This is a genomic window from Nonomuraea salmonea (genome assembly GCF_042428605.1).
Taxonomy (GTDB): Bacteria; Actinomycetota; Actinomycetes; order Streptosporangiales; family Streptosporangiaceae; genus Nonomuraea; species Nonomuraea salmonea.
Map to the genome: position 1 here is coordinate 1,073,117 of NZ_JBHMCF010000011.1, position 12,722 is coordinate 1,085,838.

Consider the following 12,722-nt stretch of genomic DNA (forward strand, 5'->3'; position numbering starts at 1 on the left):
GACCTAGGGCCGATGTGCCCGGCGCACCGGCCTGGCCAGGCTTGGCGGCATGCAAGCGGTGCTGACGGTGTCGGGCTGGCTGCTGCTCCTGCAGGGAGTGGCCGGGCTGGGCGACGCCCTGTGGAACTGGTGGGAATGGGCGCACGGGCTGCTCGTGGTCAACGTGGTGCCCGCGCTGAAGGGATATGAGGTGTTCGGGTCCATCGTGATCGGCGTGCTCGGCTTCGCGCTGCTGTCCGTGGCCGGGTCGCTGCGGCGGGAGGGGGAGGCATGAGCGCGACCGGGCTGCGTCCGCCGCGCCACCGGGCCGATCCCCGGGCGGTGGCGTGGTGGACGGCGCGGTGGCTCATGCTCATGGTCCCTCTGGCCGGGGCCGCCGTCGTCGCTTACCTGCTGTTCACCGTGCGGCCCGGCTGGCTGGGGGTGCTGGTGGCGGTGTTCGCGGCAGGGTGCCTGGTGCTCGCCGTGGTGGCGCCCCGGATGTCCTACCGGGTCGAGCGGTGGGAGGTCACCGACGACGCCGTCTACACCCGCCGGGGGCTGCTCACGCACACGTGGAAGGTGGCGCCGATGTCGCGGATCCAGCGGGTCGACACCGCGCGGGGGCCGGTGCAGCGGCTGTTCGGGCTGGCCGACGTCACGGTGACCACGGCGTCGTCGGCGGGCGCGATCACCATCGCCGGGCTCGGCCACGAGCTGGCCGCCGACCTCGCCGCCCACCTGACCACCCGCACCCAGGCCACCCCGGGAGACGCCACGTGAACACGCGCGAGCCGGACACCGGCATTCCCGGCCCCGTCCCGGGGCCTGAGCCGGGGGCGGCGACGGGGGCCGACATGGGGACGGACGTGGGGACGGACGTGGGGACGGACGTGGGGACGGACGTGGGGACGGACGTGGGGACGGACGTGGGGACGGACGTGGGGACGGACGTGGGGACGGACGTGGGGACGAAGGTGCGGCCGGAAATCGGGCCGGAAACCGGCATGGCGTGGCGGGGGGTGGCGCGGCGGAGTCCGTGGGTGACCGGGGTCAGGTCGCTGGCGGTCGCGGCGGGGGCCGTGCTGGGCCTCGTCCGATTCCTCGCCGGCCGTGACTGGCCGGTCGGGGGCATCGTGGCGGCGTGCGCCGGGGCCGTGGTGCTCGTCGTGGCGGGCACGGTCGCGTACGACGGGATCAGGGTGCGTGCCATCCGCTGGCGCCTGACCCCCGAACGGCTGGAGCTGCGCTCCGGCATCATCACCCGGCAGCACCGCTCGGTCCCGCGCGACCGCGTACGCAGCGTGGACCTGCGCGCCGACCCCGTGCACCGGATGTTCGGGCTGGCCGTGGTCAAGGTCGGCACCGGCGAGCACGCGGGCGACGCTCCCGAGCTGACACTCGACCCGCTGACCAGGCACGACGCCGAGGCGCTGCGCCGCACGCTGCTGCGCCAGGGCGCCCCGGCCGGTGAGGGGCCGCTGGCGGAGCTGCGGTGGTCGTGGATCAGGTACGCGCCGCTGTCGGTGTGGACGTTCACCGGCGCGGCGGTGGTGCTGGGCGCGGTCTACAAGGTGTCCGAGTCGTTCGGCATGAAGAGGTTCACCACGCGGCTGGCGTCCGAGCTGTGGGCGTGGATCGCGGCGCAGCCACTGCTCGCCGTCCCGCCGCTGCTCGCGCTCAACGTGGCGGTGGGGGCGGCGGGGGCGATGCTGCTGTTCGCCGAGTCGTGGGGGCGTTACCGGCTCGACCGTGAGCCGGGCCGCCTCCGGCTGCGCCGCGGCCTGCTCACCACCCGCTCCCTGACGATGCAGGAACGCCGGCTGCGCGGCGTCGAGCTCAGCGAGCCGCTCCTGCTCCGCCTGGCCGGAGCCGCCCGCGTCAGGACGATCGCCACGGGACTGAGCAGGTCCGACGACAAGGACACCGAGGACGCCGCCGCCCTCACCCCGCCGCTCCCCCGCCCCGACGCCCTCCGCATCGCCACCGCGGTCACCACGGCGGTCACCACGGCGGCCACCACGGCGGCCACCACCGCGGTCACCACCGCTGCCACCACTGCGGTCACCACCGCGGGGTCTTCCTTGGAAGAGGCCATGGTGGCCCTGACGCGGCACCCGGCCGCCGCCCGGCGCAGGCGGGTGATGCGCGCGCTGGCGGCGACCGGCGTCGCGGCCGGGCTGTCGGCGGCCGTGGCGGCGGGAGCCGTGCCGTGGGCCGAGGGTGCGAGCTGGACCGTGGCGGCGGCCGTGGGGACGCTGGTCGTGCTGGCGTACGGGCTCTGGCTGGCCGTGGTGGGGGCGGCGAATCTCGGGCACGCGCTCAGCCCCGAGCACCTGGTCACGAGGAGAGGCGCGGTGGTGCGGCGTACGGTGGCGCTCGATCGCCGGGGTGTCGCGGGCTGGACGTTCACCGAGACGTTCTTCCAGCGCCGCTCCGGCCTGGTGACGGTCTCGGCCACGACAGCGGCGGGGCGCGGCCATTACGAGGTGGTGGACGTCGGCCGCTCCGACGGCCTCGACCTGGCCGCCGCCACCGTCCCCGGCCTGCTCGACCCGTTCCTCGTCCGCTTCCCAGTCCGTTTCCCAGTCCACCTCCCAGTCCGCGGCTGCTCACGGAGGTGACCCAGGAGGCACTGGAAAGCAGGCGAGCCGCGCGATCCCCCGGGGTTTGCCCATGCCCCTGTACTGGGCAAACCCCATCGCGCGGCTCAAGCGCCTACGTTGATAACGGTATTTGTCCGACTTGCAACCGGGTTGCAGCCGCATTAACCGTTGACGGGGATGTCCTGTCAGGTGATGATCCGCCCGTGACGACTGGCGGACCGGCGCTCGCGTGTCGCGCCCTCACCTGCCGTGCCGGCGGCCGTACGATCATCGCCGGCCTCACGCTCGAGCTGTTCCCCGCCGAGCGTGTCGCGCTCATGGGCCCTTCCGGATCGGGCAAGACGACGCTGCTGACCACGCTGGCCGGGCTGCTCCCGCCGGTGGCGGGCCGGGTCCTGGTGCGCGGGGTGCCGCTGGACGAGCAACCGGCGCTGCGGGCCGAGCTGGCGCTGGTGTTCCAGTCGTACGGGCTGCTGAGCCTGCTCACGGCGGCCGAGAACGTCGAGGTCGCGCTGCGCGCCGCGGGCCGCCCGCCGGCGGAGGCGATGCGGCTGGCGGAGCAGGCGCTGGAGCGCGTGAAGGTCGCCAAGTTCGCCGGCCACCTGGTGGAGGAGCTGTCCGGCGGGCAGCAGCAGCGGGTGGCGGTGGCCAGGGCGCTGGCCCTGTGCCCCCGGGTCCTGCTGGCCGACGAACCGACGGCCGAACAGGACGCCGACCACCGCGCGATCGTCCTGGACGAGCTACTGGCAGCGGCGGACGAGGGCACCACCCTGGTGATCGCCACCCACGACCCGGAGGTCGCCGACCGCTGCGACCGCGTCATCGACCTCCGCGCCCCCACCCACCCCGCCAGGACCACCTCATGACCTCCCCCGCCCTCCGCCGCACACCGCCAGGCCCCGCCCGCCGTCGCACCGCTGCCCCACGGCCGCACCGCACCATCGCCCCACACCGCCGTCACGCCACCGCCCCGCACCCCATCACGCCATCACCCGCTACGGAGAGGCACGGGGATGAGTCTCGTCAGGTGTGACGGGATCGTGCAGATCTACAAGGCGCGCGACGTCGAGGTGGTCGCGTTGCGGGACGTGGATCTCGTCATCGATGAGGGGGAGACGGTCGCGCTGCTGGGGCCGTCGGGGGCGGGGAAGTCGACGTTGCTGTGGTTGCTCGCGGGGTTGGTGCGGCCGAGCGCGGGGCGGTTGTGGTTCAACGGCACGGACATGGGGCGGCTCGACCAGCGCAAACTGGACCGGTTGCGGGCGTCCAGGATCGGCATGGTGTTGCAGAACCCGGCGCGTAACCTCATCGGCTACCTCAGCGCCGCCCAGAACGTCGCCTTCGCCCAGCGGGCGGTCAGGAGGGACCGGCGCAGGGCCGCCGAGCTGCTGCGCAGGGTGGGGCTCGGCGAGGCGGGCGACCGGCCGGCGGGGCGCATGTCGGGCGGTGAGCAGCAGCGGCTGGCGGTGGCGGTCGCGCTGGCGAACCGGCCCAGGCTGCTGCTCGCCGACGAGCCGACCAGCCAGCTCGACGAGGAGTCGGGGGCGCGGGTGGTCGAGCTGATCAAGCGGGCGGCCGCGGCCGACGGCACGACGGCGGTGGTGGTCACGCACGACACGGCGGTCAGCGCGGCGCTGAGCCGTACGGTGACGATCAGGGACGGCCGGGTCGGCGCCGAGGGCAGGCGCGGCGAGGACTTCGTGGTGGTGGGCAGGGAGGGCGGCGTGCAGGTGCCGCCCGAGTACCACCGTCTGCTGCCCCCTGGCTCGATGGCGAGGATCGAGGAGCTGCCGGACGGCATCGCGCTCAGGAGGGCGGAGCCGTGATCCTGCGTGGCCTCTGGGAACGCCGTACGCTCTCGCTCGTCGTGCTGCTCATCGCGCTCGTCCCGATCGCGTCGGCGGCCGTCGGCCCCGTCTACTCGGCCGCCGCCCGCACCGCCATCGCCAGGAACGCGCTGGAGACGGCCCCGGTGGAGGGCCGCGGCTGGCGGTACACGACGAGGTTCGGCGGCATCGAGGAGAAGCTGGCGGCGTTCACGGCGGGCGCCCGCTTCACCACCCCGCCGGTCCTGGGCATGGAGACGTCCAGCGGCAGGGTGAACGACGAGAGCGTCTACACGCTGCTCTGGCAGGACGGCCAGTGCGAGCACCTGACCCTGGCGAAGGGCCGCTGCCCGAGCGCGGCCAGGGAGGTGATGGCGAGCGCGGCGTCCGGGTTCAAGGTGGGCCAGCGGGTGCGGCTCACCTCGATCGTCGAGATGGAGCCTGGCGCGGCGACGCGGCGGGTGCCCGCGCCGCTGACCGTCGTGGGGATCTACCGTCCAGGCTCGCCGTCGGACCCGTTCTGGTTCGGCCGCACGCTGTTCTCCCCCTCGCGCGCGCCGGGTGAGGGCAGGACGGACGCGCTGTTCACGGTGCCGGAGACGCGGCTCGGCACGTACGCGATCGGCGGCGGCACCGACGCCTCCGGTCGCCCGAACGGCTGGACCGACTACGGCATCGTCTACGTGGACCCGTCGCGCGTCGAGGGGGCCGACGTCCCGAAGCTGGCCGCGATCCAGGCGAGCGCGGAGCGGGCGGGCAGGCAGAGCGAGGCCATCGTGTACTCGCGCGTCGCCGACACGCTCAGACGCCTGACCGCCGACACCGGCTCGCTGGGCGTCCCGACGCTGCTGGTGGTGGCCCAGCTCGTCGGTCTCGGCTGGATGCTGCTCTTCCAGACCGTGGGCGACCTGGTACGGGCGAGGAGCGCGGAGCTGGCGCTGGCCCGGCTGCGCGGCCACGGGCGGGCGCGGGTGTGGCGCTACGCGCTGACCGAGCCGGTCCTGCTGCTGGCCGCCGCCGTGCCGCTGGGCCTGCTGCTGGGCAGGGTGGCGGCCGACGCGATGGCGAAGGTGCTGCTGCCGCCCGGCATCCCGGTCACGTTCCCGGTGGAGGCGGTGGCGGCCGGGGTGGCGGCCATGCTGGGCGGAGTACTGGCGGCGGCGCTGGCGGCCTGGCGTACGGCGACCCGCCCGGTCACCGAGGAGTGGCGGCGCACGCCGCGCAGGTCGGCGCGGGGCTGGGTGCTGGACGCTGTGGTGCTCGCGGTGACCGCGGTCGGCCTGGTTGAGCTGCTGGCCACCGGCGTGATCACGGACGTGACGGGGCAGAGCTCGGGCGCACTGGCGGTGCCAGGACTGATCGCGCTCGGCACGGCGCTGCTGGCGAGCCGGGCGGTGCCGGTGCTGGCCGGGCGGCTGTTCGGGGTGACCAGGCGGCGCGGCGGTCTGGGGCCGTTCCTCGCGCTGCGGCAGGTCGCGCGCGGCCCGGTGACGGCGGGCAGCGTGATCGTGCTGGGCACGGCGTTCGGGCTGGCGACGTTCGCGGTGTCGGCGTGGAGCGCCACGTCGGGCGACTACGCGGAGACGGCGAGGTTCCACAACGGCGCGCCCACGGCCATCACGGTACGCCCGGTCGAGCCGAGCCGCCTGCTGGCCGCCGTGGACGCCGCCGACCCGTCGGGCACCCTGGCCGCGCCGGTGGTCAGGATGCCGGGTCCGCCGCAGCTCATCGCGACCGACCCGGCCAGGCTGGCCGCCGTCGGTCACTGGCGTCCCGAGCTGGCGGGCGGCAGGTCGCTGGCGTCCGCGGTGTCGGGGCTGACCGGGCCCGGCACGCCGCGCGTGTGGCTGAAGGGCGAGCGCTTCCGTGTCGCGGTCACCCACGACCTGCCGCCGGAGGGCTGGACGATCCGGCTGACGGCGCTGCTGCGCGTACCCGACCGGCTGAGCCCCACGCTGATCCCGCTCGGCGAGCTGCGCGGACGCTCCGGCGTGCACGCCTGGAACCTGCCGCCGAGCTGCCGGAACGCCGCCTGCGAGCTGCGCGCCTTCCAGGGCGAGCCGGTGCCGCCCGCCGAGTACACCGAGTCGGCGTTCGTGCGGGTGCGGGTCACCGCCATGTCCGTACGCGACGACGGCCGCTGGACCGCGCTCGACCTGCCGCCCTGGCGGGTGGACGAGAACCCGCGCGAGCGCGGCGGCACGTTCGGCATCACCCCGGTCGGCAACCAGACGCTGCGCCCCGACACCTACCGGGCCGAGCCGGCCGCCCTCGCGGTCGCGGACCTGGGCAGGCGGGCGCTGCCAGGGCTGGACAACGCCTACGCCTCCCCCGTGCACGCCGTCGCCACCTCCGCCGCCGCGCCGGGGCTGACGGAGGCGGGCGCGGTGGTGGACCTGGAGCAGGCCGACAGGATGGCGTACGGCGTGCACGAGCAGGCCCAGTTCCAGGTGTGGACGCGGACGTCCGACGTGGCCGCGCTGGAGCGGGCGCTGGCCGAGCAGGGGCTGTCGGTGGTGAGCCGGCGGCACGCGGGCGAGCTGGCCGCCTCGTTCGCGGCGCGCGGTCCCGGGCTGGCGCTGTTGCTGCTGCTGGTGTCGGCGCTGGCCGCGGCGGCGCTCGCGCTGGGACGTACGGTGCTGGCGCTGCGCACGGCGGCCCGGCGGCGCGGCTACGAGCTGGCCGCGCTGGAGGCGTCCGGCGCCAAGATGGGGGCGCTGCGGGTGTCGCTGCTGCTCGAACAGCTCATCACGGTCATGGCGGGGACGCTGTCGGGGGTGCTGGCCGGGCTCGTCGCGGCGCAGGCGGCGCTGCGGCGCATCCCGCAGTTCACCGAGCCGCCGGTCACGCCGCCGCTGCCGCACGAGATCGCGGCGGCGCCCGTCGCGCTCGTCGTGGGCGCCGCCCTGCTCGTGACGCTGCTGGCCGCGGCGACGGTGTCGGAGCTGCTGCTGCGCGGCATCCGCGTCGAACGCCTCCGCGACGCCCCCGCCTGAGCGCGCGGCCGGATGGGCGGCCGGATGGGCGGCCGTACGGGCGCCCGGCACGCACGATCGGGCCGGTGGCGTCAGCCGCCGTCCAGGACGTTCAGGTAGGCCTTGGCCAGGGTGAGGGCGCCCTCGAACGCCTCCTTCTCCGGCATCAGCACGACATTGGACGCGTTCTTCTCCGCGTTCTCGGGTCGCTGATGTCCGGTGTAGTCGACCTCGATCACCACGGCGCCCTTGCGGATGACGTACGAGCCGCTGCCGGCCGACACATCGCCGACCCGCGACTGGACGTACTGCCGGTGGGCCTGGTCGCCCAGCCCCTTCACGTCGGTCAGCTCGCCCCAGGTGATGCCGCCGAGCGAGGACTCGGCGCTGCCCGCGGACCGGCCCCTGTCCGTCGCGTAGAACTCCTTGGCGGCCGGCTCGTCCACGGCCCCCGCCCGGTTGGTGAACCGGTGCACGGTGATGAGCGCGCTGCGGACCTTCTTCCTGCCCTCGCCGTCCGGCAGGTCCAGGTTGAGCCAGCGGCACTCGGTACGGTCGTCGTCGCCGATCCTGTTGCCGCGCGCCCGGGTGGTGGCGTCGGGCACCAGCTTGACTGCGGTGCCGCTGACGGCCCCGCAGTCGGCGGGGAAGGAGGCCAGCACGGTCGGCGACGGCGTCGGCGTGGAGCTCGGCGAGCGGGAGGGCGGCGCGGTGGGCGTGGCCGACGGCTCGGCCTGGGCCAGCACGTCGGGGTGCTTGCGCTGCCACTCGGCGACGCCCTTGGCGAAGTGCACGACCAGGCCGCTCACCTCGCGGATCGCGTTCTCCTCCGTGACGGCCTGGGCGGACTCGTTCGTCAGGATCTGGGCGTCTTTACGCTGCTGGCCCGCCTGGTACTTGACCTCGATCGTCATGTCGCCGACCCGCGCGTACGCGGTGCCGTACGCGTACCAGAGCATCTTGCCCGAACGGCGCCACGTGTACTGGGCGAAGGCGCTGTCGCCGACGTTCGGGATGTCCTTGACCGGGGAGATGTACTCCTTCTCGTCCTCGTCGAGGGTCGGCTTCGCGGTCTCGCGGTACTTGCCGCTGCTGTAGTCGGCCTCGTACGAGTTCTGCGCCATCGCGCGGCCCGTCTTCACGCCGTCGGGCTTGTGCTGGTCGACCTTGACGTCGATCTCCCTGCTGCGCCAGAACTCACCGAACGAGATGCGGCGGTTCGTCCAGTTGCAGCCGAAGTTGACCGTGTAGTCGTTGTCACGGGACCGCTTGTCCACGGTCGCGTCGGGCACCAGCCGGTCGGCCTCGTCCTTGGGCAGCATCGAGCACACGTCCACGCCCACGGCCGCCGCGGACGGGCTGCCGGAGGCGGACGACGTCCCTGCCACCGGGGGCGTGCCACCGCCGCCTTCGTCGTCCTTGTTGCCATACAGGAGGAACAGGCCCACCCCGGTCGCGGCCACCAGCACCACGAGCGCCGCGGCGAGCGTGGGCATCAGCCACGACGGCCGCTGGGGGCCCTGCGGCGAGGGCATCGGGGGAAGGGTGGGAGGCAACGTCGGCGGCAACGCCTGGTCCGGCATGCGCGGCGGCATCGACGACGGCATGGCGGGCGGCAGGGTAGGCGGCAGATACGGCGCCCCACTCGGCGGCCCGCTCGGCGGCCCGCCTTGAGGCCCGCTCGGAGGCCCGCCTTGAGGCCCGCTCGGAGGCCCGCCTTGGGGACCGCTCGGGGGCCAGCTCGGAGAGCCGCCCTGAGGTTCGTTCGGAGGCCAGCCCGAAGGCCCACCCTGAGGGCCGCTGGGAGGCCCGCCTTGGGGACCGTGCGGCGGCCAGCTCGGAGAGCCGCCTTGAGGGCCATTCGGGGGGCCGGCCTGGGGATCACTGGGTGGCCCGCTTCGGGGGCCGCTGGGGAAACCACCGTAAGGCCCGTCCTGCGGCCAGCCCTGCGGCCCGTTCTGAGACCAGTCTTGCGGCCCGTTATGAGGTCCGTTCGGGGGACCTTGGGGGCCGTGTGGGGGCCGGGTTGGAGAGCCGGCCTGAGGGCCGTTCGGGGGGCCGGCCTGCGCGCCAGGCGGAGGGCCACCGTAGGGGGTGTTCGGAGGCGGGCCTTGGTTCGCGCCTGGAGGGCCGGCCTGCGGGTCCTGGGGCGGGGGGCCGTCCGGGGGCTGGTGGGGAGGCTGGGATCGCCTGCCGGGGTCCTGATAGGGGTTCGGCGGCCCGTACTCACTACCGGGATTCACTGCGACTCCTGAGGTTGCCCTGGCTTGCGGGGAAACATGCTAGTCACACCCCTTGCGGGGTGCTTGCGGCGCGATAGGCCTCTCACTCCGGCAGCGCCGCGACGACCAGGCGGGCGGCGGCGATCGCGGTCTTCTGATCGTTGGGCTTGTCGGTCGGGACGTCCTCACGATGCCAGATGACTTCGCCCAGCAGGTTACTGGTACGGAAAAGCAACCGGCTGTCCGCGATGCCCGATTCATTGGAGTTGATATACAGTCGCAAGCCGTTCTGGACGATCGCCCGCTCCCCCACACCGGCGACCTCGTTGACTCCTCCCCACATCTGGCGCTGGCTGGTGCCCTCGGCGGCGGCCCGCGTACGCTCCTCGCTGGCCATGCGGCGCTCGGCCACCTGGGGCCCGCTGAGGTCCTCGGTGGGCCGCTCGGCCCAGACCCGCACGATGAGCTTGCCGCGGGTGGAGTCGTTGAGCCACTCGCACTCGCCCGGCTTGGGGGACGAACGCCGGGGCGCGCCCTTGATGAGCTTGGCGGCCTGGTCGTCGGTGAGCAAGCGGCAGGGCTCGGGCGCGGTGGCGTAGCGACCGGGCGGGGCGGTGGACGTGCCGAGCGCGTTGACGGCGACCCAGCCGCCCGCGCCCAGCACCGCGACGGCGGCGAGCACGACGGGCAGCAGCCACCGGCGGCGCGCCTTGGCGGGCCCGGGCCCAGTGCCGGTGCCCCTTCCGGCGCCGGGGAGATTGCCGGTGCCGGTGAAGGTGCCCGTGGAGATGCCGACCACCTTGTGCAGCGCATGACGCACCTGGGCCGCCGTGGGGCGTACCGCGGGGTCCTTGGCGAGCATGGCCATCAGCAGGTCGCCCAGGTGGCGGCCGGCACGTGCGGGGTAGGGCGGCTCGTGCAGCAGCACCGCCGCGGCGATCGCGGCGGGCAGCCCGCGCTCGAACGGCGCGCGCCCCTCGACCGCGGTGTACAGGCTGGCGCCGAGCGACCACAGGTCGGACGCGGGCCCGGAGGGCTGCTGGTTGAGCCGCTCGGGAGCCATGTAGCCGGGCGAGCCCGCGCTGCCGAACCGGTCGCCCACCCCGCTGATGGGCGCCGCGATGCCGAAGTCGGTGAGCATCGCCGAGCCGTCGCCGTCGAGCAGGATGTTGGCCGGCTTGACGTCCTGGTGCAGCATGCCGTGGGCGTGCGCGACCTCCAGCGCCGACAGCACGCGCAGGCCGATCGCGGCGACGTACTCGGGGGGCAGCGGCCCGCTCTGCTTGATCACCTTGTCGAGCGAGCGGCCGGTGACCAGGTCCATGATGATCCACGGCTGGGCGCCCTCGATGACGACGTCGTGGACCAGCACGATGGCCGGGTCGCGCAGGCGTCCGGCCGACCGCGCCTCGTGGATGGCGCGGTCGATGAACTCGGCGTGCTCCTGCGGGCTCAGCCGTTCCGGCACGCGTACCTGCTTGACGGCGACCTGCCGGTCGAGCACCTCGTCGATGGCCCGCCACACCGTGCCGGCGCCGCCCTGCCCGAGCCGCTCGATCAGCCGGTAGCGGCTCGCCAGGAGGTAGAGGTCACCCGCCATCGCGCAACGTCCGCTCGCTCGCCTGCGCGGCTCTCAGCGCCGACTGCATGATCTGGTCGTCGGTCGGCCGGTCGCTGAGCGTGGTGTACGAGGCGCTCACGACGAGGTTGGCCAGCCGGTAGAAGACGTAGGCGGAGTGCATACGGCCGTCGGGGCCCCGCAGCTCGAAGCCGAACGCCTCCTCGCCGACTCCCTTGACGTCGTGCACCGGGGTGCGGGTGGCCCGCTGGTTGCCCGCCACGCCGATCTCCGGCCAGGTCCAGCTGATCGTGTCGTTCCTGCCCCAGGTGCGCTTCTGGCTCTGGAACAGCTTGCGCGCCGACACCTCGGTCATCGACCACGGATCGACGGTGTCGGAGTCCTTCTGCACCTGCAGGCTCACGCCGGTCTTCGCCGCCGAGAGCGGGTAGCCGCACTCCGGGCCCGCGTCGTCGGAGTCGGGCTGCGCCTTGGGCGGGTTGGCGGTCTTCAGGATGCCGCCGAGGTCCTGCGCGCCGATCAGCGTGCAGACGTCCATGGGGGTGGTGAACGCCGAGGCGGCGGCGCCGTCGCGGTCGCGCAGCAGCAGGAACCCGGTCGTGGCCGCGGCGGCCAGCGCCACCACGACGACGGCGGCGACCAGCACGCCGAGCTTGCCGCGCCCTCCGGACCCGCTGGGCGCGGTCGCCATCTCGCCGGCCGGCAGCTTGGGCGCGGGCAGGCCCGCGGCGACCTGCCTGAGCGCGTCCACGACCAGCCGCGGGTCGGGGCGGGCGCCGGGATGCTGGGCCATCATGGCGGCCACCACGGGCCCGAGCGGGCCCGGCGCGACCGGGACCGGCTGGGTGAGCGTGGCGCGGACGCGGTCGGCCATCGACCCCGAGTAGGCCGGCGCGCCGGTAAGCGCGACGTAGAGGGTGGCGCCGAGTGACCACAGGTCGCTGGCGGGGCCGCCGGGGTGGCCCTCGAGCCGCTCAGGCGCGATGAACCCGGGCGAGCCGATCATCAGGCCCTGCTCGGTGAGCGTGGCCTGGCCCTCCTGCCTGGCGATGCCGAAGTCGGTCAGCACCACCCGGCCGCTCTCGGTCAGGAACACGTTGCCCGGCTTGACGTCGCGGTGCTGCAGGCCCTGGGCGTGGGCGACCATCAGCGCCTCGAGCACGTCGGCGCCCACCCTGGCCGCGTAGTCGGGGGGCATGGGGCCGAAGTCGCGTACGGTGTCGCCCAGCGTGCGGCCCCGCAGCAGCTCCATGACCAGCCACGGCCTGTCCTGCTCGACCACCACGTCGTGCAGGGCCACGATGCCGGGGTGGCGCAGCCGCGCGGTGGCCTGCGCCTCGCGCACCGCCCGCGTCACCGCTTCGGAGCGCTCTTTGTCCGGCATGCCCTCGGGCAGCGTGAGCTCCTTGACCGCGACATCGCGCTCAAGCATCTCGTCCCTGGCCAGCCACACCTTCCCCATGCCACCGGCGCCCAGCGGGCGCAGCAGGGAGTAGCGGCCGGCAAGTCTTCCCGCGGACATAAAGGGAAGGGTA

10 protein-coding genes are annotated in these 12,722 nt (G+C 74.3%); 7 read left to right on the plus strand and 3 right to left on the minus strand.

Annotated features, from left to right (window positions below):
* Positions 1-49 precede the first annotated feature (49 nt).
* The 6 genes from ACFFR3_RS15335 to ACFFR3_RS15360 all read left to right on the plus strand — a co-directional run bounded on the left by ACFFR3_RS15335 (position 50) and on the right by ACFFR3_RS15360 (position 7,407).
* Positions 50-274: a hypothetical protein gene (locus ACFFR3_RS15335; protein ID WP_345401023.1), complete on the plus strand. Its 225-nt coding sequence runs from the start codon at positions 50-52 to the stop codon at positions 272-274.
* Positions 271-762: a PH domain-containing protein gene (locus tag ACFFR3_RS15340; protein ID WP_379483308.1), complete on the plus strand. Its 492-nt coding sequence runs from the start codon at positions 271-273 to the stop codon at positions 760-762. Before ACFFR3_RS15335 ends, ACFFR3_RS15340 begins: the two co-directional genes overlap by 4 nt.
* Positions 759-2,603: a PH domain-containing protein gene (locus ACFFR3_RS15345; protein WP_379483309.1), complete on the plus strand. Its 1,845-nt coding sequence runs from the start codon at positions 759-761 to the stop codon at positions 2,601-2,603. Before ACFFR3_RS15340 ends, ACFFR3_RS15345 begins: the two co-directional genes overlap by 4 nt.
* A 185-nt stretch (positions 2,604-2,788) precedes the next feature.
* Positions 2,789-3,451 (plus strand): ATP-binding cassette domain-containing protein, encoded by a 663-nt coding sequence (locus ACFFR3_RS15350; protein ID WP_364373954.1) that lies wholly within the window; start codon positions 2,789-2,791, stop codon positions 3,449-3,451.
* Between the two features lie 147 nt (positions 3,452-3,598).
* The gene (locus ACFFR3_RS15355) at positions 3,599-4,411 is read left to right on the plus strand and encodes an ABC transporter ATP-binding protein (protein ID WP_379483310.1); all 813 of its coding nucleotides are present in this window, start codon (positions 3,599-3,601) and stop codon (positions 4,409-4,411) included.
* Positions 4,408-7,407, plus strand: coding sequence for an FtsX-like permease family protein (locus tag ACFFR3_RS15360; protein WP_345400999.1), 3,000 nt, complete (start codon positions 4,408-4,410; stop codon positions 7,405-7,407). The genes ACFFR3_RS15355 and ACFFR3_RS15360 overlap by 4 nt, the downstream gene beginning before the upstream one ends.
* A gap of 71 nt (positions 7,408-7,478) precedes the next feature.
* Here ACFFR3_RS15360 and ACFFR3_RS15365 read toward each other — a convergent pair whose 3' ends face one another.
* Positions 7,479-8,921 carry a hypothetical protein gene (locus ACFFR3_RS15365; protein WP_364373963.1) on the minus strand — a complete coding sequence of 481 codons (1,443 nt, stop codon included), beginning with the start codon at positions 8,919-8,921 and terminating at the stop codon, positions 7,479-7,481.
* Between the two features lie 10 nt (positions 8,922-8,931).
* On the opposite strand from ACFFR3_RS15365, the gene ACFFR3_RS15370 reads away from it, so the two are divergent.
* Positions 8,932-9,060: a hypothetical protein gene (locus ACFFR3_RS15370; RefSeq protein ID WP_345400990.1), complete on the plus strand. Its 129-nt coding sequence runs from the start codon at positions 8,932-8,934 to the stop codon at positions 9,058-9,060.
* 651 nt (positions 9,061-9,711) lie between these two features.
* Here ACFFR3_RS15370 and ACFFR3_RS15375 read toward each other — a convergent pair.
* Both ACFFR3_RS15375 and ACFFR3_RS15380 read right to left on the minus strand, forming a co-directional pair.
* On the minus strand, positions 9,712-11,208 hold the full coding sequence (locus tag ACFFR3_RS15375; RefSeq protein WP_379483311.1) for a serine/threonine-protein kinase: 1,497 nt from the start codon (positions 11,206-11,208) through the stop codon (positions 9,712-9,714).
* Positions 11,198-12,709, minus strand: coding sequence for a serine/threonine-protein kinase (locus tag ACFFR3_RS15380; RefSeq protein WP_379483312.1), 1,512 nt, complete (start codon positions 12,707-12,709; stop codon positions 11,198-11,200). The genes ACFFR3_RS15375 and ACFFR3_RS15380 overlap by 11 nt, the downstream gene beginning before the upstream one ends.
* Positions 12,710-12,722 lie beyond the last annotated feature (13 nt).